The following is a 25,639-nucleotide window of genomic DNA, read 5'->3' as shown; positions in this document are numbered from 1 at the left end:
AGAACGCAGTATCTCATTTCCTTCAATATTGATGAGCTATCTTGCCAGAGCTTTAAAAACAAAAAATGCATTTTCATTAATTTCTCCTATTAAAGATATTGTGAGGCAGTCGAGCAACTTGATACCTATCCTTAAAAGAATTTAATAAGAGCGATAAGATAACGGTTGATATTCCTTGAAAATCATCATAAAATAATATCCCAATATACACTGGGATATTATCTTATTCTTTCTTTTAATTTTGTTTCCAAACGTAAGTTTGTGCTGATTTTGCTGGGACTGTTATAGCTGCATACTTTACATTACCGTCGTAATCAATATATTTTAAATTTAAATTCTTTGCTTGATCATTATCATTAGCTATCAACATAATTCGTGCATATGGAGATTTATCATTGACAAAGGCTGCATATTTAATATTTCCAACTGAATGCGGTTTGGGAAATAATCTTTGGGCACCATCGCCAAGAAATCGTGATACGTGCGCAATACTGTAATAAGAAACATTAAATGAATAATTTGATGAACCGTCTATGGTAACAGCACCCATACAGTCTTGACAAGCAACACCTGGAGTATTCGATGTACGGATATCTGTATTAGGATTACTTGCGAGATTCCACTCCAGAACAGTTCTACTAAAATTATTGAGTGCATCAATCGTTATATTATTTATATGCCACATGAAATCTCCATTATCAAAATAACTTTTTCTCTGTAACCATTGTTCCGTAAAGAAAGTACCGATAGGAGGGTTTCTTTTATCTTTGAATTCATTATGAATCGTGGATAAATCATTTATACTGCCGGAATACAAATGCCATGCAACCCCTTCAATTTTATTGAATAAATCGTTATTATTTAATAAGTTACGAACATAATTTACACCTGTCATTCCCGTAGCAGACTCGAATCCAGGGTTGTGATCATATGCTATGATAAGGGGTCTATTAGATAGCGAACTTAACTTGTTGTATAAATGGTATTGAATAAAGTTGATGTGCTCAAAATCATACATGATCATACTAGGTAAATGATTGCCGCTCTGCGGTTCATTTTGGGGTGTGACAGCCCAAATTTGGATCCCATGTTGATTTTTCATAGCTTCAACGTACTTCCTGAAATAGATTGCATAGGATTCATAATAAATTTGGTTACCATTATTTGAGTCAGTCTTTAGACGGCCACCTTGTAGGTTATTATTGTCCTTCATCCATGCAGGTGCAGACCATGGAGTTGCAATTATTTTGATATTAGGATTAATTTGTAATATTCTTTTCAATACTCGAATTTTTCTATCATCTTTCGATAAACTGAAATTATTTTGAGCAAGATCTATACCTCCAGGAGGATTATCATTTAAGGTATAGGCATTTCTAGATAGGTCTTCAGATCCAATAGCTATGCGTATAACATTAATTTTATTTTGACCTGCTTGTGTAAATCCAAATAGATTATTTAACAATGCACTTTTGGGGCCTTCGGACATATTATCTATGAGTTCAGCGCTACCCCCCGGTAAGCGTATACCCAAATCCATCAATATATTGACTTCTATTCCCTGCTCTAGAGTCTACCTCTATTATTGGATTTCCATTTGGTGTAGAATTAAATGAAAGTTCGCCATTGAAAAGTTTTTGTTAATCTTTGACCTGCAGGTACATTTGTTGTCCAAATACCGTATTGTTCGAAAGCTTGGACATTTACACGTGATTTTTTACTGAGTTCTTTGTCATTTAGATTTTCATTCGGCTGGTCTAAATCATTTCTGCTACACCCTGCCAATATAAATAGCAAGGGCAAAATTACTTTTAAGTTTCTCATAGTTTATTGTTTAATTTGGTATAAAATAGTGTGATATTAAATATAAAAATAATAATTTCCTTAATGTGAAAAAATAAATTCTTCACTAAACACAACTATTTATTTAAAAGATAATTATAAAAACACACCATTCTGAATAATAATCACAAAAAATGCCCTTAATCTAGCTTTAAATTTTAATCGTGGTATAACAATGTACAATCAAGTTATATCTATTTGCTAATATCACCTCGTAGGTATGTACTCTGAGGATTCACTCACGCAAAAAAGATAAAATGGAAGTTTTAAATAAATACCTAATAGTCAATAAGGGAAATGAAGGTAGCTATTGGAGTGTAGGGAACTAATTGCTGAGCAGGACAAGTAAAGGCCTGGTTTTTTTCTATTTTATAAAAGACTAATTTCTAATGCTGAGAAAAAGAAATAACATCCAAATCCCAATATTTTCAGCTAAAATGGCCTTTTATTAGAATTAATGAAAATTATTAAGGACAAACCTATATCAATACTTAAATACGAATAATAATCCCATGTCAAATTGTTTAAAATATTATTCTTAAGAATAAATAATTCTTACATAGTTCGCCTTAATGAGTAATTAAGTATGTAAATTCACCTACTCTTTTACCAAAATTGATAAATAGCTATGGCAGATAAAATCAACAAAACCGCTATAACTATTTTTTTATTTTCGACAAGTAATTGGATTGCTCTGTTCATAAGTTTTTTAGTGTTAGTGGTTACAATTTACAAATCGTTAAAGAATATATAAAATTTAAATTGTTTTATACCTAACTCATTGGTAGGGTTTTTCCGCATATTTGCTTTTTTTAGAAAACATAACCTCAGTTAATTTTAGGTTGTTGAAATAATAGAAAATAATATCGTTTTAAATACAGCATCGGTAAGGAGTGCACTTCACTAATCAGGTATGAGGTCATTAAGCAAATCTCTTAAATAAAGAGGTTCTATTAAAAATTGTAGTTATAAATTATAATTTTAAGATATTAATGAAATAAAATTATGTGGAAAAATTTCTATAATTTGATTAATTACAATTTTACTTTAAAAGTTTTTATTCCTTCTTTTAAATTGATAATCTTACTCTCTAGGTCTGAGTTTTGATAATATTGAATTTCACCTTTATAATTGGTCTTTGATCCTTTATAATGACCCAAACCATTATAGTAATCGGTTTGTCCTACTGCAACATCATAAACATCACTTCCTGTGTAATTCACAACGGTTTCTATATAATAAACTCCCGGTTTTATCTTCTCAAACTTAAATTTTCCGTTTTCTCCTACACTTGTCTCAATTCGATGCTTAAAGGCATCTTCAGACAATACAGCTACATGTTCATTGCTTTTTGAATATTTCTTTCTTAATTCTAAATATTCTTCAAAATAGGGTGTCATAGGGAAAAGCAATACTTTCGTACCCGGTTTGGCATGGTGCTTTTTCGAAAAAATTTTCACACCAAGCGCTTGATTAAATCTATTGTTGTCTGTAAATTCTTTGGCAGAAGCAGTCCCTTCAATATTTATTCCTCCTTCATCTAACATTTGACGGGCAACCTCAATATTAAATTCATTTTTTGAAGGCATTACCTCTTTTTTTTGCGAATAAGATTCATAGGAAATCTGCATTAAAAACAGTGTTGACAGGATATATATTTTAAGATTATTCATAAACATTGAATTGATAAATAAACTTATTTAAATAACTAAATCTAAAACTATTTTTGAAATACCTGTTTTCAGGTAAAATGCTTTTATTTTTTATTACAATGAATAGATAGATTTATCACTGCTTACATGTTTACTTCCCGATACAAATTATAACTAATATTGATTTTCAATCTGTTATGATTTTAGGGTACAAATAAGGAGCAAAAATAGTTTGTTTTTGGATTTTTAAATCAAATATATAATCAAGTCACCACTAAAATCACCAATATGAAACTGACACTTTATTTAGGTAGATCAATTTTGAAATATGAGGCGTTTGAAAAGCTTGTATTCGATCCGGAGTTATCAGAACATCTTTATAATAGGTTCTATAAACTATTGTTAAAAATCAACAAAGCTATTCCCGATAGAAATGAGAGAATCAGGATAATAGATAATACAGAATGCTTATTTGTCGTTGGTAAAGATGAAATAATATTCAATTATAAACATCAAAACTAATTAACATGGAATTTTACACATTCTCTAGAATCGAATTCTACAAATTATTGAGTGAGGCCTCCCAAGCAGGTGCCACCGCAGCACTAATTGACGCAGGAATCGTAAGCCCAATAATTAGTATGTCAGATGCTGTAAAGAAACACACTAAGCACACTATCAACAAATTGGAAAAAGCTGGCCTTATAGAGCGAAAACAGCGTGAGCATAGGGGGTACTATTTTTATGACTTAAAGCAACTTAATAATGCTCTTATTACAGAGAATAGGCACAGGTTTTTTTAAAGGAAACGGTAGGGAGGAATAGGATCAATAAAGATTAATATTAATTTATAAACATAAAACACAGAATCATGGCAATCAAATTTAAAACAGTTTACTTCCATCCAAATGAGGATGGAGCGGTATCAGAAAGATACATTGAAATAGGTCCTTTAAAATATACATCCCTGAGGTTCGAAGATGGCGGTAGGGACAGGGATATATACTTTTTAAAATACATCCTGAATATATGGTCCGGAGGGCTCATGTTTTATATAAATGGAAAAAGCAGAATAACAATAGACTTTCACAATTAATAACAAAGTGCCACTGTTCATCTTGGAGGACTACACGGTGGCACTTAAAATCTTAGACAATGAATAAAACAAATTCTATGCCTAACAGCTCAGAGCTTAAGGGCAAAATTACTAAAATGATCCAGAATTCTAAAAAACAACAGTATCATCTAATAACTAAGGGGCCAATTGATTCATATCTAACTGAAGATGTATTGAAAGGCTTTGTGAACATGTTTGAAGATAACAATGAATTTATCAAACATTTAGATGTCTTAAGGACCTTCCGAAATTACGCTGCAGATATGATGGAGAAAGATCCGTCATTAAAAGCCAAGTTGTTCCCTTTATTTGATACCACAAATCAACTCGCTGGCATCCTGTTAAGTAATCCAACGGTTATAGATTTACTACCAAAACGTGGGTTCTTTATTAATCAGAAATAATTATGGAAAGGATTATAACTTATCAAGCTCTTTTGCTAATGTCTCAAGACGAAAAGATTTCTAAAGATCTTAGGGAAAACTACAATAGGGTCTTAAAGTTCTTAAGCAATTTTTTCAATTGTGATGATGTCATGATTGAAGAAGTAAATAGGCATGGCCTATTAAGACAATTAGAAAATGGAAGAGTATTCTACAGTGAAACCGGACCAATATTTTATAATATTAAAGATTTAATGGATTATGAGGAACAATTTTAAAAGAGTTTATTTTATTCCAAATGACGATGGTTCATCTGGAGAGATACTTTAAAATATTAGGTGTTAAATATATTCCAATTGAATATGAAAGTGGTAATAGAAATAGGTTCATAATTTAGGAAATGTTTCTATTGATTATACACCTGGATTTTTGAAGTAGTCTATAAAGGAAAGCGTAAGGTTGCTATTGGGGATGTAGGGATTAACTGCTGAGCAGGCCAAATAAAGGCCTGCTCTATTTGTTTTATAAAGGGCTAATCCCCATTTCGGAAAACAGAAAGTAACAGCCAAATCCCATTATTCCCCACCCAAAATGGCGTTTATTGGATTTGTTGAAAATTATCAAACACAATCCTATAACTATACTTAAAATACCTATGAATAATCGCATAACAAAAAGTTTATAAATATTAGTCGCAAGTTAAGAAAATGTTACACTCTTTCCCAATCTTGGGGAATTAAGAAAGAAGAAAGATGATAAATTTTATAGCAGGTTTTATTGTTGGAGTAATATTAGTTTGTGCCATTGTGTACTGGCTATTTAGAAACTTTAGAATTTACTAACCCAAATTAGAGATAAGAATAAATGAAAGCATTAACAATACTATTATCAATCATCTTGCTATCGTCATGTAAAGATGGTGTTCAAAAGAATCTTGAAGTACATTTTAAGAATGGCGAAGTAGATACATTACAACTATTAACTTACGCATATTTTATTGATGAACGTGGTGTTCTATATGTCACGCCAAATCAAGTAAGAAGTTCCAGTCCAATTGCGTATGAAGTTAAATACGTAAAGGAGGTTAAATGAAACTAACAAAGCAACAACGTCAAGCCCTCAAAGAAAAATACAATGGTCGCTGCGCTTATTGTGGCGACCTATTGGGCGAACGTTGGCACGCCGACCATATAGAACCGATCGTTAGAAATTGGTGGAATGGAACGTGCCAACATCCCGAAAGGCATACATTAGAAAACTTCAATCCCTCTTGTCCATCTTGCAACATCGTCAAGTCAAGCATGTCATTGGATAACTTCCGTAAAATCATAGGAGGGTTCATTACCTCACTGAATAGGGATAGCACACAATACAAATTTGCAAAGCGATATGGTTTACTTGAAGAAAAGGATGTGGAAGTAAGGTTTTATTTCGAATCAATTTCATAAATTAGGCAATAACCTTAATTAAAAATAAATGTGTAATTTTTTAATTTCATTGAATTGGCCGGAACTTTTTGCTGGAGCTTTATTAGGAACTGTACTTGGTTTTTTGGCATCAGTGCTTTGGGATCAATACAAAACTTGGAAAAATAACAACATTGAAAGAGATAAATTTTCTTTCTTAGTTGACAAATATCAGTCTAAATATGGAAATGGTAATATAAAATCAGAAGCTGAAATATTTTATATTAAACATAACCTTTTGAAAATTATTGTAAAACATGATGCAAGAACTTGGGAAGGAACGATTACTATGTCAACTACTGAGTTTGGTAATTTAGCATTTGCGTATAAAGATGATCCTGAAAATGTCGGCATGAAATTGATTGTGCTTCATTCAGAACGAAATTCATTTACTCTTATTCCTGAAATATACTATATGACCAGTAAGGCGAAAGAATTTGATAAAGAAGTTTATGAAAGATTAGAATTGAATGCAGAAGAAAGTTATATATAAAATCACTTATCCCAATGGGAAAATTTACATCGGAAAAGACCTAACCAACACTTTAAATTATTTCGGAAGTGCTAACAGCAGATTGATTGCTGCTGATTTCACAGAGGAACAAATGATGGATTTTACCATAAGAAAGCAAATATTGTGGGAGTCCTACACGGATGACATTAAAGAGGTCAATAAGGTTGAGGTAGAACTAATTAGAAAATATCAATCAAATAATCCTGAAATTGGCTACAATCTTTGGCCAAAATTCTTTCCAAATACCCTTATCAAATAACATGATTTAAAGTTGGTATATTTGTTATTATTAACAATTAAAACACAAAAATTATGGAATTAGATTTTAAAGAGTTGCTCGAAGAAGCTTATTCAAAGGGGTATGATTCAGAATTCGAGAATATTTATGCCATTAGAGATTGGCTATGGTTAGACAAAAACATCCTTGTTAATATACGAGACATCGAACATAACAGAAATATGGCGTTTTTTTATTATATTAAACATAGTAGCAACGATAATAATTGGGTTGAAATTAAAGGCAATGATAATTGGTTAAATATAAACACTGCTTTTTACTTTGGAATAAAGCACGCTTTAGGATTAATATCATGCTAAGTATTACATTCAAAAAATTAATCGTTACTAATATGAAGTATTTTAAAGTAATTTTATCAATAGTCATTATTTTACTAAGCTGTTGTTTTTTATTTATTTTTAACAAGAAAGTTAATCAGGAAAGGTTTATACCTCACTTTGATGAAGATGGCATTAAATTATTTGATACTAAAACAAATAAAATATTTAGGTTAAAAGGTGAATTTGGCGGTAATTTATATTACGTAGAATTATTTGATTTCAGAAAGAATAATGAAAAAGCTAGGAAATATTCTAGTGAAGACCTTATTAACAATTAAGCCTAACCCACCGTTAGGCTTTTACTTACCTTTGTTTCATGCAAACCACAATAGATAAAATACTTCAGGCGATAAACGAGTGCAAAGACCCCATCAAGAATACCCAATCAAGGGAAAAACGAGATGCCATCCTTTCAGAATTGAGCGCAGAACTGATCGACAAGACACGTGAGCAAGTAGAAGGCTACGCACGTAATGAGGACGAGGCCAAATCATTGCATTGGTTCTATACTAGGTTCATCAGCAACAAGGCTAAGAGCAGTGCAAGCAAGATGATGGATTGATCCTTATTTGTTATTTATACCAGCTTTAATATCCTCCAATACCAGTTTCAATATATCTGGATTATCCTTTAGAATTTTTTCAGCATATTCTATTGCTTCCTTTTCACTTTTAGCCCGAGATAACCATAGGGCATATCTGGTCACGAAGTCCCTGATATCAAATTTTGAATGATTGTCCATAATGTTTTTGTAAACATAACAAACTATATGTAAAATGTTTCAAATTATTTTTAATTATTTTTATTTTGAAACAAAATTTTTAATTTTTTGTTTAACTAATATGACAAATATTCCAAAGGAAACGATTATATCAACTGCAAGAAGTTTATTGCGAGGAGGAATTGAGACTAATCAGAAAAGAATCACTTTCCCTGTTACATTAAGTGGAGAATTATTTTATTCTAAAGAAGCTGAAATAAGAGAAATTGAAGGTGAAATGTGGACCATGTATACAGTGGATTGCAAACAGTGGTTGATAAAAATCGAGGAAGAAGTATTTAATTTGGGAATATATCCGAATGTTTATACAGGGGATTGATTTAATGACTACCTTACCAAAGTTGACAGTGTCTCATTCACATTGACAACCTATTAAATTCTCAATCAGTTAACCCTTAAGGAAAAAGGGTAGTATGGTGAATTGAACCCTGCTGATCAACGCAGGGTTTTTTAAAGAACTTGTTCATTGTTATTATTATTAGTTTCTATTGTAAGTCCTTGGTCCAATCTGTTCGCGACATAGCAGATGGATCAGGGATTTTTTATTAACTGGTCTATTTTAACACATAATCCAATTGAAGTTTTATGAATTTGTTAAAAATTCTTAAAATGCTTGACAAGAAATCCCTGCCATATTAAATTTGAATATACTTTCTACTACCACTAATTAAAAGTTTATTATTTCTTTTATCCCCTGATTCCATGAGTCAGGGGATATTTTTCCCAGCTGCTGATTAGTTTTTCCATAAAATTTCATCTCAAGATCCCCGGTCTTAAGTTTAGATTGGGGATTTTTTATTGAAAAAGCCACTGATTAGAGTGGCTTTAGGACTAATATATACATATTTATTCCTAAGAATAGTTCTATCAGAATTTTCCTGTTATGACAGTTCCAGCAAACGTATTATTAATTTTTACTGACAAACTTGTTGACTTATCTTTTTCTTGAAACGCTTCGAAAAGGGCTCCTTCCAATTTAGTCTGATGATTTTCTTTAATGGTTACATTTTTAATATCTTTTGTGCCCAAGAAGACATTGTCTTTATTATACATTTTCACTTCAATATCAAAAACGGTACTTTCTTTGGTTCTGTCAGCTAATAGAATTGTCTTTATATTATATCCTTTAGCCGTTTTTGTTGCGATAAATTTAGGTTCCAGCTGCATAAAGGAATAAGGGTCTTGTTTATTATTAAATGGGTAAAATGACTCTGGTAAATTTTTGCACTTCAACACAATTTTGGATACTTCTAAAGGCTTTTCATCCGTGGTTTGAATTTCCAGACTAGAAGACATTCTTTTTAAAGAAAGTGGTGAATAGATAGAGTCTTGTTTCACTACAATTGATTTAATATCGCTTACAAAAAGATGTTTTTCATAATCGTATGCTTCCAGCCTTATATTTTTATATCCGTTTCCAGCATTGACATCTTTTGGACTTCCTATTGCTAACACTATATAATTACCCTTTGGAAGTTCAACCTTATTAATGAAATCAGCACTACCAGGTGAGTAATTTTCAACATTTTTTTCGTTCTTATATACCAATTTATCATTAGAATCGTAAATTAAATAATACAGCTTACCAAATTTATCATCTTCGGATATAGAACTATTTGAAACCGAGACTGATGCAGCCTTTTTTGACATTGGGTTAACTTGTTGTAGAAAAATTGACGATGAAAATTGTATCGAATACAATTCCTCTTCAGGTTTCGGTTCATCTGTAGATCCACCTTTTTTACAGCCAAAAAACAGCAATGGCAATAATGCCAGGATAATTAATGATTTTTTCATTTTAATAATTGATTTTGGTAATGTGCAAATATATTATTTTTCAATAAATATAAAATTACGGGTTCCCGTAATCCTCACCTCCTCCTCCCAATCCCAAAGAACCACCAAGCCCCGATAATCAACACAAAAAGTATTGCTATTGACCAACCAATCTTATTGACGAATATCGCCCCTTTATCCGGTGTACTGGTCCTTTCCTCTGACTGCTTCTTTTCTTCTTTCTTTCCCTTTTCTTCAGCGACACTGTCTGCTTTCTGATCCAAAGAATTCTTTATGTCATTGACAATATTCTTAGCTTCATTGCTAATCCTTCTAGCCTTCTGAATTATGCTGTCAGCTTGAAACGTCATAGAGCCATCAGGATTAATCTTTACTTCAGTTCCTTTAGTTGGATAGACCTTTGTGTTTTCTTCGCTCTGAGTGCTTGATTTTACGTCAGTTTTGGAATTGTGAAATTGGCAACTGCATAGTATTTAACAAGACACGATATAAAACATTAAAATATTAGTAATACTTTTTTGTCCATTTAAAATAATATTCTATTATACGGATTCCCATAACACAATACTAAATTTATACTTAACTTTCGAAGAAAATATATTCTATGCCAATTCACATCACCACAACCAATAGTATTGAGAATTCAACAATATCTAGATACTTCACGCCAATAACAGCCAACGTGGTTGTTGGAACAAATATCTTTGGCGATATATCCGCTTCTTTTACAGATTTATTCGGCGGTCGCTCGGAGAGTTATGAAAAGCGTTTATAAGCTATTTACCAACAAGCATTATCAAATATAGAGAAGCAAGCCATTAAACTAGGGGCCAATGCAATAATAGGTCTTAAAATAGATTACAATGAAATTTCGGGTAAAGGAATGCAGATGCTGATGGTAAGCGTTACGGGGATGCCAGTAAAGGCAGTATTTTCAAACCAAGAAATTACCAGAAATAATATAACCTCTATAAATGGTGAGTTGGTTGCACTTAAAATACAGGCTAAACGATTAATCATTAAGATTACAGACACTCCTTTAGTCAAGATATCTACTAGCGATCTTGAGAAAATAAAGTCCTCCAGTATACCTGATTTTCTGATTTTAACTCCTAAATGGCTAGATGAGGCTGTTTTCAATTCAACACTTAATGATGAAAGAGAAGGAGCGGATGCAGTTTATAAATATTTAGAGAACTTGCCAGTCGAGGATTTTAAACCATTTATCTACAATTATCTATTCACCACTGATGCTAACAACATCAAAACATTATGTGGTTTGGTTGGACATAGAGAGGCTATTGATCTTTCCATGGTTATTAACAAATTGGCTGAGGTAGGAGGGAAGGCTGCTGCTCTACATTTACTTGGGGCAAAAAAGAATTTTTATGATCAGGATGATTTGGAAATCCTAAAATCTGTAATAGACAAATATGATGAATTCTTTCCCCTGAAAGCTACCGAAAGAGAAGAGGTAAGCAAGGGCCTGTTTTCGAAAGATATAGTAAAGGTTTGGGATTGTAGCTGTGGCAAGAAAGTTAATGGATTCAGATGCGGTCATTGCGATAAAGATGCATTTGGTTATACATCAAACACACCGCATCCTCCGGTAATTAAAAAATATTTAATTGAAAAGATTGAAGTATTGGAAGAATTATTAAGTAAACCTACCAAATAATTGATAGGGTTGGAGAAAATCCGGATTAACCATTAAATAAGCTAATCTTAATATATGATGATAGAAAAGATCCTAAATTAATTGAGGAATATGGTTACCTCCATTTTATCCTTATGCAACCCGACCAATCTACATTTATAATTAAGTAATAAATGATTGAGGTCATTTATATCATTGCATTCTAAAGCCTTGGCCAAGCCCATGTTCAAACGTAAGTAATTTTTTCTTCCATCGTCCCGGTACCGAGACAGTATCTTTATTTCATGACCGTTATAAAATCCTCTATAATGCTTGTCATTATGCTCGCTATGTGCGTGTTCCAAAATTAATACGACTTCTCTTTCCATTTCCAATCGTTATTTTGTGTTATCCTTTTCCTTATCTTCAGTTCCGAAATGCTCTACTGTCAATTGAATGTTATCGTTCCTTGCCTGCATTGCATATAACCTAAACCTCATTATCCTCTGTATTGTACGAAACATTTGAACAGGGGATAAATTTACCATCTAACCCCTCGATAGTGTAATTGTCTATATAGCTCCAATCTTTTCCCCTCCGTGCTTATACTACTTTCAAATATTATACTGCTTTTATATCTAAACCGCATAAAAGCTTGAGCATAAAGGTCCGTAAGAGTGCCGACCGCTATACCGTCAGTATATTTTCCAGTCAATATTTGACGTACTATATCGTTGCATCAAATTAGAGCCCATGAAGCCGCTAAATGAGGTCGAAATATTTAGGGTGTCTTCGTCGCTCTTAGTGTTTCCTAGGTCATTATATGAGGCTTTATAGACATCCTTGTTGGAGTTAAGTTTCATCCAAATATCATCAAGTACAAAATCCTGTCCTGGTTGAACTATGAACTCAATTGATAATAGTCCAGCTCCCAGTGTAGGCTGTTGGTATATGTTCCCTGGGTCAACAATTTTATTTTCCAGACTACCTGCCCCTTGATAATTGAAAGCTACTGCCTGTACATTTAGCTTTAAAGGATCTGTAGTCTTAAAATGGATATATTTAAAGTAATCCAATTCTTTCCTTGTGGATGCGGTATTACGCGAGTCATTATCGGTATTGTTTATAGAAACTGTCCAGGCATTAGGAGTAGAGGTAAAGCCATCATTTATCTGATCCGCTATGAAGTTAGTTCCATTTTCAACGTCCATAGGTTCACTAAAAGTGATTGTATGTCTTATGATTACACCTCCTCTAATAATTACTATGTTAACCTGATCTCCAATATCGAAATTCTTGTTTTGGTCAAACGCTATTGAAAATGAGTCTCCAGAAGGATGCCAGGACGTACCGGTAACCTGCTGGTTTGCCGGTCCATTTGAGCTCTGCCAGTAACCGAACTCGTTTAGGTAATAATCTACAATTGTTCCGTTTTCTTGAACCGTATATTTAACAGATGCTTTAAGCTGCCTTTTTGACCAATCAATGTTACCGTTTTCATCAAGTTGAAAACCACTAATTGGGAAGAAAGAAAAACCCAATTTAAATGTATTGAATAATACATGGCCATCTATTGGCAAAGGCTCAACTAACCTAAATGACCTGTTTTCCGAACCATATGCTCGCAACTGGACTGCACTACCTCCACGCCCTGTGATGTCTTGGAACTCTTGCATAATAATTCCACTAGGTTCGTCGACGTTCCACCATGTGAGCTGTCCGGTAACCCTTTGATCTAAACCTCCATTAGGAAGTATGTTTTCCAATTGACTGTTTTCATATGTAATTTCAAATGATCCTAATCCCGGAGTGGAACTTATCTTCGAATCTTCTTTGACAAAAGAATAATCTGAACCTATATGTCTAACACTATCTCTTGCGTGCTGTGTGACTACTGGAAGACCCGTTGAATTGGCACATTGTGAATATGTGATTATATCTTTATGATGTTCATGTATCCCTAATATCCACCATGCACCATCAGCCTGAACTATTCGGCATTGGAAGGCTTTCGTCAATCCCTCAATAATATATAAACAACTTTTATATTGAATTCTGTTTGTAGTCGGATTGATTATTACCCCGTCTCCGTACTGAGCCCATTTTGCATTTATAAATGGATCTCCTGATATTTCCTCATTTAAAGCCTGTAAAGATGTGCTCCACCTTATGGGCAGGTCAATACCCAATTGTTGAACTAAAATTCTTCTAAAATAATTTAAAGGGCATCTATCACCTAATTCCGCACCGAAAGGAGCATACCGCATTCCATCCAACATATTCAGTCCACAAATGGACCTTAACTGAACAGGATGGGGAACTGTTTGATAGTCTATATACATACCATCAACTATTAAATATCCTTTGAACTTAATCTCATTGTTTCGATATACTGTGACCAAGCAGTCCATGTCGGCAAAGCCTAGCAACTCAATGAGGTCAATCTGACCTTGATTATATACGTTGATATCAGCGGATGCGGTGGTTATAATTCCTTTCCACACATCATCAGGGGCACTACCATTATAATTTATGGAGCATGCTTGAGTAGCAATCCCACGGATATCAACCGCATCACCTTCAAAATTTTTAATATCAAAAGTTACAAGCCAATCGTTGTTGTCAAATGACTTGTATGGTAAACGGTACTTTACCATCTTTCACCTCCAGTTCTGTTCAGTATGAACATCAAGTCTTGTCCGCTTACTTTAGCAACTAGTTGACCTTTTGCATTACGGTCAACACCATTGACGATCCCATTTACGGTCATCATTCCGCTTATATTACTTGCCCATGCTAGAGCATTCTGACGCTCCATAAGGGCTGTTTGTTTCTTCTGTTCTAAGAGCTGTTCTTGTTGGATCTTCTCTTGCTTACGTGCTGATGATGCTCCGAATATGCCTGATATCGCTCCAATCAATCCACCTGCAACCGCTCCCCAAATACTACCAGTCTTACCTCCGATAGCCGCTCCTGCAGCCGCTCCCGATGCAGCCCCTGATAAACCAGCTCCTATACCTTGTCCAACATAACTTGTTTTATTAGTGAGGTTTGATATTAACCCTCCCGCCATTGAGGCGCCTGCAACAAAAGCTTTTGATAATTTACTGCCTAATCCCTTCCATAATTCGAAGTCATCTGAGTTAATCTTTTTTGCAAAACTATCCCCCAATTGAGTTACCATCATGTCTTGAAAAACCTTTGAGAAGCTTCCTGAAATAGTGGAAAAAGCATTCGAAAATACCTCTTTAAAATTATTACCAAGGTCATCCATACTGCTCAGGATGTTATCCAAGCCCGATCGGAATCCACGTTCTACTACACGTCCAAGACGTTTTTCAAGGTCTTTGTCATCCTTTGAAAGTACTGATTTAGTAGGCTTATTGATCCTATCTGTTGCATCAGACAATCCAGGTAATGTACTAGAACTGATATTGTTATTAGTAAGTGTTCTCAATCCTGTAGGAGAAATACCCTTGACAGTTTCAATGTACCTGTTAACCTGAGCTTGCAGAGTTTCAAACTGCTTAGCTTGAGTAGCCAAGCCGAATGCATCAGCCTGCTTGCTCGAATTACCAATCAGTTTGATCTTCTTGAATATCTCGTCATACTTATTGTTGATCTCAAATATCTTACGGTCATATTCGCTCATTACAGAACCTACTAAGTCCTGCATAATGTCTTTAGCCTCTTTAGTGGTTTTACCTACTTTGTCTAACTGTGTAGACAGCTTACCGCCTGCATCAGCACCTTTAACTATCTGGTCATTATAGTTCTTTTGAAGCAGGTTGTTTTCGTTGGTTATTATCAGAATTTTCCTTACCAAGCTTATTGATATCGTTCAAAATGACGGTTCGCTTTTCTTCGATAGCGGCAATAGTACGATACTGGGCCGCACTACTCGCTCCTACACCTGCAGAACCTGCGGCACTTGTACTGATAGATGCTTTCTCTCTCTCGATTGCCAAACTCAACTTATTAGCCTGGTTCTGCTTATCAATTATCTGCAAATAGTTGTTGAGTTGCTTCTGAGCATTCTCAGTCATCTTATTAGCATAAGCAGCCGCCATTGCCGTAGCAGTGATTGAAGCAGTAAGCTTATCATAAGCCTGAGATGCTTTACCTGCCAATACAGCCTCAGTGGTCAATCCCTCGAACTGTTTAGGATATTGCTTGATGAGTTCATCTGCTACTCTCTTACGGTCCTTCATTGGAATTGTAAGGTTCTGAGTAGCCTCATACATCAGTTTAAGGTTAGTTAAATCCTTTTGAGCATTCACCTGTCCTTCGCCTGATGCACGCTTAAGTCCTTCTAGGGTCTCAATGTAAGATTTGGTACCATCTTCAAGATCTTTTGTGGCTTTTTGTGCCTTGGCTGAATGTTGTTGCCAAAGTGTCCATCCTGTTATTGCAGCTGAAAAAGCTAGTGAAATTAAGTTTCCTGACGATATCAAAGATGTTCCAAGAGCTTTAAATGAAGCTGAAACAGAGCCAGTCTGTTGTCTTAACATTCCGAATTGCTCAGTAATTCTTGTGATGTTGTTACCAATAGAACCAAAATTATTGGCTGCATAAGGTAAATCTTGAATCACACGTCCTACCTCAATAGCCGCTCCATTTGGCAACCCCTGCAGACGCACCAAGATTATTGAATTGATTAGTGATTGGATTAAGGCTTAATCCATTGATACGCTTCAATTCAGATTGAGCATCTTTTATTTTTCCATTGATTTTTGCAATAGATTTTCATCAAGCTCATTCTTGAGGGTTTTTCTGTAAATCCTTAATTTCCTTCTCTAGTTGATCAACACTTTTAGAAGCTATTCCAAAGGATTTTACTTAGCCCATTTTGCATTACCATCTATTTCTACCTGTAATCTTGCCATAATCTATCCCCTCTAATCCTTTTAAATCAATCTATTTTAAAATCCAATAACCTTCCTCTTTTTCCTTTTGTATATAGAAATCCATAATTTCATCAACTTGTAATGCTTCCTGCATACTGTTATAACCAAGAATATTAGCTAGGTTTTCATCAGATTTAAAAAAATCGTCTACCCGTAGACTTTTCAACAATTAAGGTGTATGGTGGCACCATTATTCGATAAGGAGTAATATGTAAAATCTTTATCCTCATATTCACCTTCGTAACAGCCTAGCTGTCCAAACTCACTCACTATTGATTTTATCATACTATTAATCTTCAATTGAATAAAAATCATGATCTTCCATGGCTTGGAAGATCTCTTCTATATTCTCTAGTTCTTTGGAAGTAGGCTTCGTCATCCTCGAAGTTTGGATGCGGTGTTTGGTTAATTTGATTTTTCATTGTAATTAAGCTCCTTTCGTAATAAGTGTTAACCACGGATTAAAGGGAAAACAGGTATTCTAGAAGTACCTGTTTGAAAGAAGCTATAGAAAACCCCACTCATCATTCCCACTTTTCCGTGTTTTCTATATACACAAATATACTGAATATCAATCAATAACCATACTTATCAAAGGAATAATTATAAATATTTTATAGATTTGCCAAACAAACCACACAATTTATATCATGAATGCCAAAACTTACTTCCTAATTATATTATCAGTGATTTTACTTATTGGCTGCGGTAAAGACAAGAGCATTGAAATAGATCCTACGGCAGATTCTAATGTTACCTACATCTTTAATCCTGGAGGGACGAAAGCAGAGTATGCTTATCATAGTTTTTATGAGGGCAAACTTCAAGGAGGGAAGGGGCTTGACAAAAAAATAGAGATCAAGGACAAGGTAAAAGGTGGTGATGTTGTAATGTTAAGTATCAATACCTCTGAAGTTCCTAATTCCGATTATTCAATTACATTATTGTTGAACGGTAAGGAGATCAAGAAAGTAGTAAAGAGTGGGGAAAGTAATGTTCTAAGATTACAATATACTGTTACCGCATCTGAGCTAAATAACTAATTTCCTATATACGAAAGTACTTCTTGCATTTGATGAAAATCAATAGGTATTTTAGATTTATGTGGCCACACATATACACCATTCAGTAAGGAAAATCAGTTGAGTGTGATGGTTTTTGTATATACAGAAATACACCTTGCAATAAGCCTCCCCAAAGTTGGGGAGGGGTATATTTTCCTATAGCTTTACCGGCTTACCCTGGAACAGGCAATAGATGTAATTTGTACGAACAAATACACACCTTGCACTACAAAAATATCACTGGGTAAATTGGAGCTACTCTTGTCACTTTTAACGATGAGTAGCTCAACCAATTTTATAACATGATATCAATCTAACTTTATATCAGATTATCAAAATAACAATATTCTAATTGTATACTTTAGCGCATTTTAAAGCGATTTAAGAGCGCGAAAATTTTAGAGCATGTAAACGTACCGCTTTTAATAATAAATTCAACACACGCCTCTAAAATAGGCTTAAATTTAAAACTGCGTATTACATTGTTTAACTAAGTTATTATTCTGAATGGATGTCACCTGCGCGTATGGACTCCGAAAATTCAAATCACCCACGCGAAACAGATGACCCAGAAGTTTTTTTAATAAGCGTCCTTACGCGCGCATAGAGACCGACGAAAACTCCAAGAATACATCTTATACCCGCGCGTATGGACTGTAAAAATTCAATGTGATCTTTTTTATAGCTCGGGAAACTTTGCACGTATACGCGTAACAATGCCCCAATAATCTTCTGTTGCCTGGATTCGCGCTTATACCGTGCGCACATAACACTTGTTGAAAAATCTTCATTTAGCCAATGATGCGGTTTTCCCATTTACTAAGACCAATTAATTAGGATCCTCTATGCGCGTAATGACTGTGTTAAAACCTTCACACCTGTTATGATCTTAGAAAAACCTTTCTTTTTTTACGAGTAAGAATACGGATGCGTGTACAAAAATCACTCCAATCCAGATTTGGATTCAGTGAAGTGTTACCACGCACATAAATAGATAACCAAGAAGTCGGGTATACACGCCAACAGATACCAATGAAGTCTTTACGCATAAACAGATAACCACAAAGTTCGTCCATTTCTTTTTTTAAAGGCGACAAAATTCTCGGTCAGCTCGCGCGCACGTGTAATGACCAACGAAAATTATCTGAAGATCCTTTTTTATATTTCTGGAAACGACATCATATACGAACAGATAGCAACGAAGTATGCGTATCTGTCTTTTTTATAAAGGGGCAGAAATTATTAATATGCGTGAACAGATAGCACAGAAGTCTCTTTTTTATGGTTTCCGAAAAATAGAAATGTGTTGAGGTATGGACTAATATTTTATGAATGATCTACTTGATACTAGGCAGATTAGCCTAGCTGATATCTTCTTTTTTAATGATTAATTGTAAAATATTGTAAAGCTGAGGGCCACTTGAATGTTAGGTTTTGTTAGGTTTTCAATGTCAAGTTTTGACAAGTTCGAATGTCAACATTTGTCAACATTTAAATAACAGGTTTTGACAGCTTATTAATCTGAGGTTTTCTGAGGTTGTTATTAGTTGCGGTTTCTAAAATCATTCTCCCATTTGTGTATACAAAGGGACATCCTGCCACCTTTCAAAACAAATGTAGAAGTAGCTGAGAATAATAGGTGATTATCTCTATCAAGAAATTAGAGTTGTATAAATACAGTATAAAAAAATTATGATGAAATGATCAATTGTATAAATACAGTATAAATAACCACTTTAACAGTTTTTCCTAAGCGCAGATTAGCGCAGATTAGCGCAAAATCTTTTAATTGGTCGCAATTAGTCGCAATTAGTCGCGATAAATTCACTGCCGAAATTACTGCCATGCAACTCGCATTTACTCGCAATTACTCGCTTTATCGCCGAATATTACTGCACATTACTGCACATTAATGCAATTTTATATCCCCCAATTACCCTCAAATAAGGAAACCGCAATTTGTTATCGAAAAAATATTGTTTTTTGAGCAAGATCGATTTTGTATGACAAAACGTATACCTTGCAATAATTTGGTGCGGAAGAGATGATCATATAAAAAGCCCTTACTTTTAAATTAGCAAGGGCTTTTAACTTATTTGATTGAAACTCCTAAAATAAGGTTCCTTTTAATTCATTAAGGGGGATTGAAAGGTCAAAGTAATGGAAATTAATTAAACCATTTTCTTTCAAAGGGGTAAACATTTTAGAAAACGCCTTAACATCTTTTGAATAAATGATTCAATTCCCCGAGCTTGAATTTGAGCAAACAGCTTTAAATCATTAATAATAACTTTTCTCTCTATACTATTCCGGGCTTCATTATTGTCTTTTAAGGCTTTATATAGTTCACCAGATAATTTTGCGTCTTGATAATCGAATTCCAATAATCGAAAAGTTTTCAACGATAATAAGTTAATAGGATCATCCGCAACCGAATATTCACTAACAACGATTGTTGATAGATACATAACTACTCCATTATTCAGAAAATGTTCATAATAATTAACCACATTCTGATGTAAAGGATCATCGCCTTTCAAAAGCCTGGTGACAAATGAGTTATCCAATAACACACTTTTAATACTATTTATCATTATTTTAGATCCCGTCAGCTTTTAAATTCTCAATCCATTTGTCCAAGTTCTTGATTTTTTCAAGGTTAGCAGAGGCACTTTTTATTGCTCTTTGCAGTAAGGTTTTATCAAACACTGGTTGATAAGCTATAAACTCGATTAGGGAAAGGTCATAAATCCTACCATCTTCTAAACTCTTCTTTCCGCTCGCTTTTATCCCATAAGGTTTATAAGATTTCTTTTCTCCATCAATTATCTGTTGCTTTGTAGTGGCAATGGTTAGATTTCCATATTCACTAGTAGTTATATGGATATTAGGTTTTTTCCCGCCCTCTTGATATATTTCTCCATATAAATAGAATTCACTCTCATAGAATTTTGGAATAAATTAATTGAAAATCTGATTTGTTGTCAATGATTAATGTCGGTTCCTGACTAATTGATGAATTAAATTCTATGGTTAAACCATTTTTAATGGCTATCTTTTGAAATTTATCTATGACCTCCTGTCGTTTATAATCAAGAAAGTCAATTGAATCTCTTTTCCTGATTTCAGACGTTAAACCATTGAATAAAATAACAGCAGATATTGGGAGGAAAAATTTATGTTTGGCCGAACCTTTTTCAATGTCATAGGACACATGAGGTCTGGTCCTCTTTTCTTCTTTAGTAGGATATAAAAAGGTCTCAATATCACTAATAACAGATTTTATGTCAGCAATATCGATATCTTTTGGATCTAGATTCTTTTGAAAATTCTCAATCCTTAATTCTATGTATCCTTGTTCTTCCACAATGCAAATTAACAAAATCAGAATGATTGATAATATTTTTATTCAAAATAATCAAATTATTTTAAAAATCCCTACACCGGGGAGGTGTAAGGACTTTACAAACCAATTATTAACCTAAATTATGAATGAACAAATATAACTAAAAATTTTAGTAATCTTCTTTTTTACACATATTTGTTACCTTTTGTTTCAGTCGTCATATTCAATATCTTTCTCTTCTTCATTCTCTGATCTAGAACCATTAGTAAACACAATCATTGTGCGCTTAGATTCGTTTATTTGCTCATTATGACTAACGAGCTTACGTTGTAAATCCCTAAGTGTCTTTTTCTCTTCCAATGTTAAACAGGAAATGTCTAAGGAGTTTGATGTGACGTCAACTTTAGACGTACTCTCAATTTCTTGTTTCTCTATATATCCTCTGCTTTTACCCTTAGTTTTCAAATAGAATATCGTAGAAGTTGAATTACCATTTTGAATCTGAGATAACAAAGCGTCCTCGACAATATCCAATACAACTTCACTCATTTCCTCAGATTTCGTTCTAAACTCCTCATCTTCTTTCTTCCATTGATAAAAAGTTTTTCTACTAACCCCCACCGCATGGCAAGCTGCAGTCACATTCCCCATTTTTGCTTTCAATGCCTCTAACATTGATTTCTTTTTATTATTCATTTTAACCTCCGTATCAAACCCTCTTAAACACCCATCTACCATATATCTTTTCTTATTGATTCAAAAAGTCCTATTACATGATCCTTTGACATCATTTGAAGATGGTTGTTATATCCCATAGCAATAGCAAAATCATCGTCAAGTTTTTATGTAATGTTCCTTGGTGATGCGGTCACATATAATCTTGAATCTTTTGCCGTTGCATTCATAGATGTAGTACCGGTAGTTAATATCACCATCAAATCCAACTAGTTGGCAGTCATTTGACAACCCCAACAATTTCTTTAGCTTTTCCTTTGTATTTAACCGCATCGTTTCATCATCTCTACACTATCCAACCATTTATCCCTTATATACTCTGATAGCTCCTGAGCTTCAATTCCCGTGGTTTTGTCAATTCGAAATATCTTTGTCCCATAATTCACCTCAAGCCAATTGAAGCGATAGATCGGCCATACTCCAAACCTCTCTTTGAGTCCAATGGCAGTTTCCCAAAAATGGTAGTCTCCCAACATCTGAAGAGTTGTTTCATATCCCAATGCCTCGGAAAGCTCATGAACGTTATCAATGAATTCATTACCGTTTTCATACCATACGGTACAGAACTTCTTTCCTCTCAAAGTATAAACCGATATATTTCCTGGTTCGTGGAATAAGGTATAATGGTAAACTAAATCACCGGGTTTTATACTTCCTGTCAAACGCAATGAAATGATTAGCATTTAACCGGTTCTTTCTGTTCTTGTTTGAATCGTTTGGATTAACAATCTTCCTTCTCATCTTTTCCTCCTGTTTTATTGTTTAATACTTGTTTTCAAATTCTTTATACCCATTCATGTGCATGATGCGGTATATAGTTCTTAATTCAAATTCTTTTGCCATTTGGATTGGCTGTCGCATCAATGATGTACTGTTTGAAATCTTCAATGGTTTCAATTCCATCTGATACTTGTTCCTTCTCAGGGATAAATGTAGACAGCTCTGATAGAAACTCTATTAATTGTGATTCGCTATTTTCCTTTTTTATGGTTTCCGAAAATTCACTCAAATCATATTTTAAAAGGTAATCTGCAATATCTAATCCTTGATCAATTTCCTCCTGAGTTGCATTTTCCTCCAAAAATGTAGAAACGGTTATCTTGGTAAGCTCTTTCAATTCTGATGCCTTTTCCTGCCACGTGTGCAAGCCTTTTAAATCGGGGAATAATATAACCTCACGTCCTCTTAACACCTCGCATTTCGTCTTATTTAAGCCTTGTAGGCTACAGCATGCAAGCCAAATGTATTTCGGAAAATATAGACTAGCTATTATAGCACTCTTTTCGCTTTCTACTATTGCCACAGGCTTGTTGTTGCCATTTAAAAGGTGTTCGCCAAATAAGCATTGAGAAAGATTGAAATCTTTAATCTTAAGGGCAGAATGAACCCATTGAATATGACTGAAGGGTTCTCTGATCCTTTTGCATGTTTCAGGGTTGTAAAGCATGATCTTGCCGCTTCTAATTTTTGAGTCCTTATCTACTTGCCAAAAGACTGTTGAGCCTTGCCAATGTTTAGAAGTACCTATCCTATAATCAACAACAGCTTTCATAGTTATTTCAGTACCGTACCTGCTCAATAAGTACTCAACAAAGTTATTCTGATCATATGCATTCAATGAATTCTTTAGGATATCATTTTCAATATGGTTTGTTTCCTTCTTTGCTATGCGGACCGGTCTATGAAATTCTCTTTTTGCAGGTTTGATGTTGTTGTCCTCAAAGTATTGACTAGGGGTATAATGGTGACCGCAGCTTCCGGACCTCTCACATCTACCTACCAAAGTGTCCACGTATTCCCTTGTTTTTATATCAATGTACTTGGCAAACTTTCCTTTCTTTCCACAGCTAGGACATTCGTATCTCGATCTCATTCCGCGATATGGTTCCAGTTGATATCTATAGTTTGACATACTCAGTAATTTTATGAAACTGTAATCCCAGTTAGTTGGTTAGTTGCCCTTATATATATAAGGGGCAACCAACTGACTGAATTAACCTTGGTGTTTGAGTTAGTTAGGTAGTTTGTTAACAGACTCAACCAACTTAATAGACCGCTTATTCCCTCCACCTTGAAAAGAAACAAATCCCTTCGCTTGGTATTGCTTAATCAGCGGTCTAATAAATGAATCAGGAGCGCTTCGATTAATGTAACTAGAAACCGTTTTCTTTAATTCTGAGCTAAATTCCCCAGAGTTATACTCACTTTTTTTAGTAAATACTTCTTTTAAAATATTCATATGGTCCTCATCTAGCAATGTAATGGGTTCAGCTTTATTTCCTGATCTATTAATAAATCCTTCTCTTAAATATATTTCGCCATCATCTTCTCTGATTAATTCAATAGGTAGGATAGGGGCATCTCTATTGAGTTTTGTTTCAATCGATGCTCCATTTGTATCTTCGAGTTTGTTAACAACCATGGTCAATGTGCATTTATTGTCAAGCTCTGTTCCGAGATGTCCCCTTGATTCTCCATTGCTTTTATTCAAGTGAAGGACATTCACGATATGACAGTTGTAGGTGGTTGAAAGCCTCATGAGTTCAGTTACCAGCTTGGATGATTCCTTGGGATCGTTGTAATCATATAATAAGTCTCTAGTGCCATCGATAATCACCAGCCCTATTTCTTGATTTATCTCTAATGCTAATTGAATCATTTTTAAGCGAGTTTCTGCATCATGTTCCCGTAGATCGAAATATTTTAGTAGCAATAATTTATCGCTTTTGAGCTTGGCTAATGTCATTTTGTATGTTCGGTGCGCATAATATCCACCTTGCTCTGTATCAAACCATAGTACTCTAATATTTCCCTTTGCTATGAAGGAAACCTCTTCGTCATAATCACTGCCATTTATTGCATTTGCAACTGCGATGGTTAGAAATGTACTTTTCCCACTTTTAGCTTTACCGTTAATTTGTGATATCGAACCCCTTACGAACATTGGTACTTCTCCATTAGGTTGCATTATTGACAAAACAGATTCAGGTTTATCAAAATTTGAATCAGGATTGAGTTCCGATTTCTTTAAAAGATCTAATAGTTTGTCATTTATATCCGGTTGTTGGAAACTGTTGAATGATTGTTCAACTGCCTTTTGAATTTCAAGTGCCTTTAGTTTAGGAGCGCCCATTTATACCTCCAATCTTTGAGGATAATACTGGTATAATCATCCATTCCTCACACAATCTTAAATCTCGACTTAAACAAGGTTTAACTTGTTTATTTACAGTATTTTTCATACCTTTAACTATTGAATTAATTAAACAATAAATTCCTTGGCTTCAGCTCCGTGCTGAAACCTGTAGTTGGTTTTCTGATGTGTGGATTTTGTTTGTTTAGTGTACTTAAAGGAGATAGGATTTATCTCCTTTTTTTATCGAATTGGTTAGCTTCTTCTTGGATTTCTTCTAGGGTTTTTCTTTTACCTTTTTTGAGGTAGGCATTTAGCTCACTAACATAAAAGTATAGTTTCCTTCCTCTTTTAATATGGGGGATCTCTCTGTTTGAAACTTTGCGATATACGGTAGGTTTTGAAAGATTTAAGTATTGGCAGGCTTCGTTAAAAACTAGAAGTCTATCTTCAAATTCTGCTGAAACAATTGAATGTTCATTATTCGATAAAATATCGATTATTTTATCTAGCATTTTCCCTTGCCTAGCAACTTCAGAAGGAAGTTGATCAAATGTTAAGTTTATGTCAAGCATATCAATTTAATTTAATATCCATGACAAAGTTAAGCTAGAAATATTTCGACCAATTCGACTATTTCGACAGTCG

At 34.1% G+C, this 25,639-nt stretch carries 32 protein-coding genes and 1 pseudogene; 15 read left to right on the top strand and 18 right to left on the bottom strand.

Annotated features, from left to right (window positions below; genetic code table 11):
• Positions 1-235: 235 nt before the first annotated feature.
• From FGL31_RS14085 to FGL31_RS14075, 3 genes are all read right to left on the bottom strand, one after another.
• Positions 236-1,534 (bottom strand): glycoside hydrolase family 30 protein, encoded by a 1,299-nt coding sequence (locus FGL31_RS14085; RefSeq protein WP_232046762.1) that lies wholly within the window; start codon positions 1,532-1,534, stop codon positions 236-238.
• Between the two features lie 74 nt (positions 1,535-1,608).
• The gene (locus FGL31_RS14080; RefSeq protein ID WP_138092349.1) at positions 1,609-1,824 is read right to left on the bottom strand and encodes a hypothetical protein; all 216 of its coding nucleotides are present in this window, start codon (positions 1,822-1,824) and stop codon (positions 1,609-1,611) included.
• A 1,052-nt stretch (positions 1,825-2,876) separates the two neighbouring features.
• Positions 2,877-3,515: a hypothetical protein gene (locus FGL31_RS14075; protein WP_138092347.1), complete on the bottom strand. Its 639-nt coding sequence runs from the start codon at positions 3,513-3,515 to the stop codon at positions 2,877-2,879.
• Between the two features lie 267 nt (positions 3,516-3,782).
• On the opposite strand from FGL31_RS14075, the gene FGL31_RS14070 reads away from it, so the two are divergent.
• The 12 genes from FGL31_RS14070 (at position 3,783) to FGL31_RS14015 (ending at position 8,154) form a co-directional block, all read left to right on the top strand.
• Positions 3,783-4,016, top strand: coding sequence for a hypothetical protein (locus FGL31_RS14070; RefSeq protein ID WP_138092345.1), 234 nt, complete (start codon positions 3,783-3,785; stop codon positions 4,014-4,016).
• 5 nt (positions 4,017-4,021) lie between these two features.
• Positions 4,022-4,297 carry a hypothetical protein gene (locus tag FGL31_RS14065; protein WP_138092343.1) on the top strand — a complete coding sequence of 92 codons (276 nt, stop codon included), beginning with the start codon at positions 4,022-4,024 and terminating at the stop codon, positions 4,295-4,297.
• 68 nt (positions 4,298-4,365) lie between these two features.
• Positions 4,366-4,590 carry a hypothetical protein gene (locus FGL31_RS14060; protein WP_138092341.1) on the top strand — a complete coding sequence of 75 codons (225 nt, stop codon included), beginning with the start codon at positions 4,366-4,368 and terminating at the stop codon, positions 4,588-4,590.
• A gap of 59 nt (positions 4,591-4,649) precedes the next feature.
• Positions 4,650-5,015, top strand: coding sequence for a hypothetical protein (locus FGL31_RS14055; protein WP_138092339.1), 366 nt, complete (start codon positions 4,650-4,652; stop codon positions 5,013-5,015).
• A 2-nt stretch (positions 5,016-5,017) separates the two neighbouring features.
• Positions 5,018-5,272: a hypothetical protein gene (locus tag FGL31_RS14050; protein ID WP_138092337.1), complete on the top strand. Its 255-nt coding sequence runs from the start codon at positions 5,018-5,020 to the stop codon at positions 5,270-5,272.
• A 619-nt stretch (positions 5,273-5,891) separates the two neighbouring features.
• Entirely contained in the window at positions 5,892-6,086 is a 195-nt protein-coding gene (locus FGL31_RS14045; RefSeq protein WP_138092335.1) for a hypothetical protein, read from the top strand.
• Positions 6,083-6,442, top strand: coding sequence for an HNH endonuclease (locus FGL31_RS14040; protein ID WP_138092333.1), 360 nt, complete (start codon positions 6,083-6,085; stop codon positions 6,440-6,442). Before FGL31_RS14045 ends, FGL31_RS14040 begins: the two co-directional genes overlap by 4 nt.
• A 49-nt stretch (positions 6,443-6,491) precedes the next feature.
• Entirely contained in the window at positions 6,492-6,953 is a 462-nt protein-coding gene (locus FGL31_RS14035) for a hypothetical protein (RefSeq protein ID WP_138092331.1), read from the top strand.
• A complete protein-coding gene (locus tag FGL31_RS14030) occupies positions 6,931-7,233 on the top strand; it encodes a GIY-YIG nuclease family protein (protein ID WP_138092329.1) in 303 nt (100 codons plus the stop codon). The genes FGL31_RS14035 and FGL31_RS14030 overlap by 23 nt, the downstream gene beginning before the upstream one ends.
• A gap of 53 nt (positions 7,234-7,286) precedes the next feature.
• A complete protein-coding gene (locus FGL31_RS14025) occupies positions 7,287-7,571 on the top strand; it encodes a hypothetical protein (protein WP_138092328.1) in 285 nt (94 codons plus the stop codon).
• Positions 7,572-7,603: 32 nt separating this feature from the next.
• Complete coding sequence (locus FGL31_RS14020) at positions 7,604-7,870, top strand: hypothetical protein (protein WP_138092326.1); 267 nt, start codon at positions 7,604-7,606, stop codon at positions 7,868-7,870.
• Between the two features lie 38 nt (positions 7,871-7,908).
• Entirely contained in the window at positions 7,909-8,154 is a 246-nt protein-coding gene (locus tag FGL31_RS14015; RefSeq protein ID WP_138092324.1) for a hypothetical protein, read from the top strand.
• Between the two features lie 3 nt (positions 8,155-8,157).
• Here the strand turns inward: FGL31_RS14015 and FGL31_RS22725 are convergent, their stop codons facing one another.
• On the bottom strand, positions 8,158-8,334 hold the full coding sequence (locus FGL31_RS22725) for a hypothetical protein (protein ID WP_171017682.1): 177 nt from the start codon (positions 8,332-8,334) through the stop codon (positions 8,158-8,160).
• Between the two features lie 34 nt (positions 8,335-8,368).
• On the opposite strand from FGL31_RS22725, the gene FGL31_RS14010 reads away from it, so the two are divergent.
• Positions 8,369-8,692: a hypothetical protein gene (locus tag FGL31_RS14010; RefSeq protein ID WP_138092322.1), complete on the top strand. Its 324-nt coding sequence runs from the start codon at positions 8,369-8,371 to the stop codon at positions 8,690-8,692.
• A 548-nt stretch (positions 8,693-9,240) separates the two neighbouring features.
• On the opposite strand, the gene FGL31_RS14005 is transcribed toward FGL31_RS14010, so the two are convergent.
• Positions 9,241-10,170: a hypothetical protein gene (locus tag FGL31_RS14005; protein WP_138092320.1), complete on the bottom strand. Its 930-nt coding sequence runs from the start codon at positions 10,168-10,170 to the stop codon at positions 9,241-9,243.
• Positions 10,171-10,244: 74 nt separating this feature from the next.
• Positions 10,245-10,520 (bottom strand): hypothetical protein, encoded by a 276-nt coding sequence (locus FGL31_RS14000; protein ID WP_138092318.1) that lies wholly within the window; start codon positions 10,518-10,520, stop codon positions 10,245-10,247.
• Between the two features lie 254 nt (positions 10,521-10,774).
• Here FGL31_RS14000 and FGL31_RS13990 point away from each other — a divergent pair.
• Positions 10,775-11,848: pseudogene (locus FGL31_RS13990) on the top strand (YbjQ family protein).
• Positions 11,849-11,925: 77 nt separating this feature from the next.
• Here the strand turns inward: FGL31_RS13990 and FGL31_RS13985 are convergent.
• The 5 genes from FGL31_RS13985 to FGL31_RS22720 all read right to left on the bottom strand — a co-directional run bounded on the left by FGL31_RS13985 (position 11,926) and on the right by FGL31_RS22720 (position 16,879).
• Positions 11,926-12,195 (bottom strand): hypothetical protein, encoded by a 270-nt coding sequence (locus FGL31_RS13985; protein ID WP_138092312.1) that lies wholly within the window; start codon positions 12,193-12,195, stop codon positions 11,926-11,928.
• 306 nt (positions 12,196-12,501) lie between these two features.
• Positions 12,502-14,463 (bottom strand): hypothetical protein, encoded by a 1,962-nt coding sequence (locus FGL31_RS13980; RefSeq protein WP_138092310.1) that lies wholly within the window; start codon positions 14,461-14,463, stop codon positions 12,502-12,504.
• Positions 14,457-15,632, bottom strand: a complete 1,176-nt coding sequence (locus FGL31_RS13975; protein ID WP_138092308.1) for a hypothetical protein — start codon at positions 15,630-15,632, stop codon at positions 14,457-14,459. The genes FGL31_RS13980 and FGL31_RS13975 overlap by 7 nt, the downstream gene beginning before the upstream one ends.
• Positions 15,574-16,449, bottom strand: coding sequence for a hypothetical protein (locus FGL31_RS13970; protein WP_138092306.1), 876 nt, complete (start codon positions 16,447-16,449; stop codon positions 15,574-15,576). Before FGL31_RS13970 ends, FGL31_RS13975 begins: the two co-directional genes overlap by 59 nt.
• Before the next feature lie 274 nt (positions 16,450-16,723).
• Positions 16,724-16,879, bottom strand: a complete 156-nt coding sequence (locus FGL31_RS22720) for a hypothetical protein (protein WP_171017681.1) — start codon at positions 16,877-16,879, stop codon at positions 16,724-16,726.
• A 484-nt stretch (positions 16,880-17,363) separates the two neighbouring features.
• Between FGL31_RS22720 and FGL31_RS13965 the strand changes: the two genes are divergently transcribed.
• Positions 17,364-17,756, top strand: coding sequence for a hypothetical protein (locus FGL31_RS13965; RefSeq protein WP_138092304.1), 393 nt, complete (start codon positions 17,364-17,366; stop codon positions 17,754-17,756).
• A 2,207-nt stretch (positions 17,757-19,963) separates the two neighbouring features.
• On the opposite strand, the gene FGL31_RS13960 is transcribed toward FGL31_RS13965, so the two are convergent.
• The 7 genes from FGL31_RS13960 to FGL31_RS13930 all read right to left on the bottom strand — a co-directional run bounded on the left by FGL31_RS13960 (position 19,964) and on the right by FGL31_RS13930 (position 25,566).
• Entirely contained in the window at positions 19,964-20,371 is a 408-nt protein-coding gene (locus FGL31_RS13960; protein WP_232046761.1) for a PIN domain-containing protein, read from the bottom strand.
• Positions 20,372-20,718: 347 nt separating this feature from the next.
• Positions 20,719-21,144, bottom strand: coding sequence for a hypothetical protein (locus tag FGL31_RS23735; protein ID WP_197734276.1), 426 nt, complete (start codon positions 21,142-21,144; stop codon positions 20,719-20,721).
• A 189-nt stretch (positions 21,145-21,333) separates the two neighbouring features.
• Complete coding sequence (locus FGL31_RS13950) at positions 21,334-21,861, bottom strand: terminase small subunit (protein WP_138092302.1); 528 nt, start codon at positions 21,859-21,861, stop codon at positions 21,334-21,336.
• Between the two features lie 260 nt (positions 21,862-22,121).
• Positions 22,122-22,541: a hypothetical protein gene (locus tag FGL31_RS13945; RefSeq protein ID WP_138092300.1), complete on the bottom strand. Its 420-nt coding sequence runs from the start codon at positions 22,539-22,541 to the stop codon at positions 22,122-22,124.
• Positions 22,542-22,684: 143 nt separating this feature from the next.
• Complete coding sequence (locus FGL31_RS13940) at positions 22,685-23,770, bottom strand: DUF6371 domain-containing protein (protein WP_138092298.1); 1,086 nt, start codon at positions 23,768-23,770, stop codon at positions 22,685-22,687.
• A 99-nt stretch (positions 23,771-23,869) separates the two neighbouring features.
• Positions 23,870-24,991 carry an AAA family ATPase gene (locus tag FGL31_RS13935; RefSeq protein ID WP_138092296.1) on the bottom strand — a complete coding sequence of 374 codons (1,122 nt, stop codon included), beginning with the start codon at positions 24,989-24,991 and terminating at the stop codon, positions 23,870-23,872.
• 230 nt (positions 24,992-25,221) lie between these two features.
• The gene (locus tag FGL31_RS13930) at positions 25,222-25,566 is read right to left on the bottom strand and encodes a helix-turn-helix domain-containing protein (protein WP_138092294.1); all 345 of its coding nucleotides are present in this window, start codon (positions 25,564-25,566) and stop codon (positions 25,222-25,224) included.
• Positions 25,567-25,639 lie beyond the last annotated feature (73 nt).

This window comes from Sphingobacterium daejeonense, assembly GCF_901472535.1.
In the GTDB taxonomy this organism is placed as follows: Bacteria; Bacteroidota; Bacteroidia; order Sphingobacteriales; family Sphingobacteriaceae; genus Sphingobacterium; species Sphingobacterium daejeonense.
Note: the sequence above shows the minus strand (reverse complement) of the source record. Positions and strands in the feature narration are given on the sequence as shown.

Bases quoted from the DNA above. Each gene is read 5' to 3' on its own strand.
- FGL31_RS14080 (WP_138092349.1), bottom strand. From the start codon at position 1,824: ATGAGAAACTTAAAAGTAATTTTGCCCTTGCTATTTATATTGGCAGGG.
- FGL31_RS14075 (WP_138092347.1), bottom strand. From the start codon at position 3,515: ATGAATAATCTTAAAATATATATCCTGTCAACACTGTTTTTAATGCAG.
- FGL31_RS14070 (WP_138092345.1), top strand. From the start codon at position 3,783: ATGAAACTGACACTTTATTTAGGTAGATCAATTTTGAAATATGAGGCG.
- FGL31_RS14065 (WP_138092343.1), top strand. From the start codon at position 4,022: ATGGAATTTTACACATTCTCTAGAATCGAATTCTACAAATTATTGAGT.
- FGL31_RS14060 (WP_138092341.1), top strand. From the start codon at position 4,366: ATGGCAATCAAATTTAAAACAGTTTACTTCCATCCAAATGAGGATGGA.
- FGL31_RS14055 (WP_138092339.1), top strand. From the start codon at position 4,650: ATGAATAAAACAAATTCTATGCCTAACAGCTCAGAGCTTAAGGGCAAA.
- FGL31_RS14050 (WP_138092337.1), top strand. From the start codon at position 5,018: ATGGAAAGGATTATAACTTATCAAGCTCTTTTGCTAATGTCTCAAGAC.
- FGL31_RS14040 (WP_138092333.1), top strand. From the start codon at position 6,083: ATGAAACTAACAAAGCAACAACGTCAAGCCCTCAAAGAAAAATACAAT.
- FGL31_RS14030 (WP_138092329.1), top strand. From the start codon at position 6,931: ATGCAGAAGAAAGTTATATATAAAATCACTTATCCCAATGGGAAAATT.
- FGL31_RS14025 (WP_138092328.1), top strand. From the start codon at position 7,287: ATGGAATTAGATTTTAAAGAGTTGCTCGAAGAAGCTTATTCAAAGGGG.
- FGL31_RS14020 (WP_138092326.1), top strand. From the start codon at position 7,604: ATGAAGTATTTTAAAGTAATTTTATCAATAGTCATTATTTTACTAAGC.
- FGL31_RS14015 (WP_138092324.1), top strand. From the start codon at position 7,909: ATGCAAACCACAATAGATAAAATACTTCAGGCGATAAACGAGTGCAAA.
- FGL31_RS22725 (WP_171017682.1), bottom strand. From the start codon at position 8,334: ATGGACAATCATTCAAAATTTGATATCAGGGACTTCGTGACCAGATAT.
- FGL31_RS14010 (WP_138092322.1), top strand. From the start codon at position 8,369: ATGTTTCAAATTATTTTTAATTATTTTTATTTTGAAACAAAATTTTTA.
- FGL31_RS14005 (WP_138092320.1), bottom strand. From the start codon at position 10,170: ATGAAAAAATCATTAATTATCCTGGCATTATTGCCATTGCTGTTTTTT.
- FGL31_RS14000 (WP_138092318.1), bottom strand. From the start codon at position 10,520: ATGACGTTTCAAGCTGACAGCATAATTCAGAAGGCTAGAAGGATTAGC.
- FGL31_RS13985 (WP_138092312.1), bottom strand. From the start codon at position 12,195: ATGGAAAGAGAAGTCGTATTAATTTTGGAACACGCACATAGCGAGCAT.
- FGL31_RS13980 (WP_138092310.1), bottom strand. From the start codon at position 14,463: ATGGTAAAGTACCGTTTACCATACAAGTCATTTGACAACAACGATTGG.
- FGL31_RS13965 (WP_138092304.1), top strand. From the start codon at position 17,364: ATGAATGCCAAAACTTACTTCCTAATTATATTATCAGTGATTTTACTT.
- FGL31_RS13960 (WP_232046761.1), bottom strand. From the start codon at position 20,371: ATGATAAATAGTATTAAAAGTGTGTTATTGGATAACTCATTTGTCACC.
- FGL31_RS13950 (WP_138092302.1), bottom strand. From the start codon at position 21,861: ATGGTAGATGGGTGTTTAAGAGGGTTTGATACGGAGGTTAAAATGAAT.
- FGL31_RS13945 (WP_138092300.1), bottom strand. From the start codon at position 22,541: ATGCTAATCATTTCATTGCGTTTGACAGGAAGTATAAAACCCGGTGAT.
- FGL31_RS13940 (WP_138092298.1), bottom strand. From the start codon at position 23,770: ATGTCAAACTATAGATATCAACTGGAACCATATCGCGGAATGAGATCG.
- FGL31_RS13935 (WP_138092296.1), bottom strand. From the start codon at position 24,991: ATGGGCGCTCCTAAACTAAAGGCACTTGAAATTCAAAAGGCAGTTGAA.
- FGL31_RS13930 (WP_138092294.1), bottom strand. From the start codon at position 25,566: ATGCTTGACATAAACTTAACATTTGATCAACTTCCTTCTGAAGTTGCT.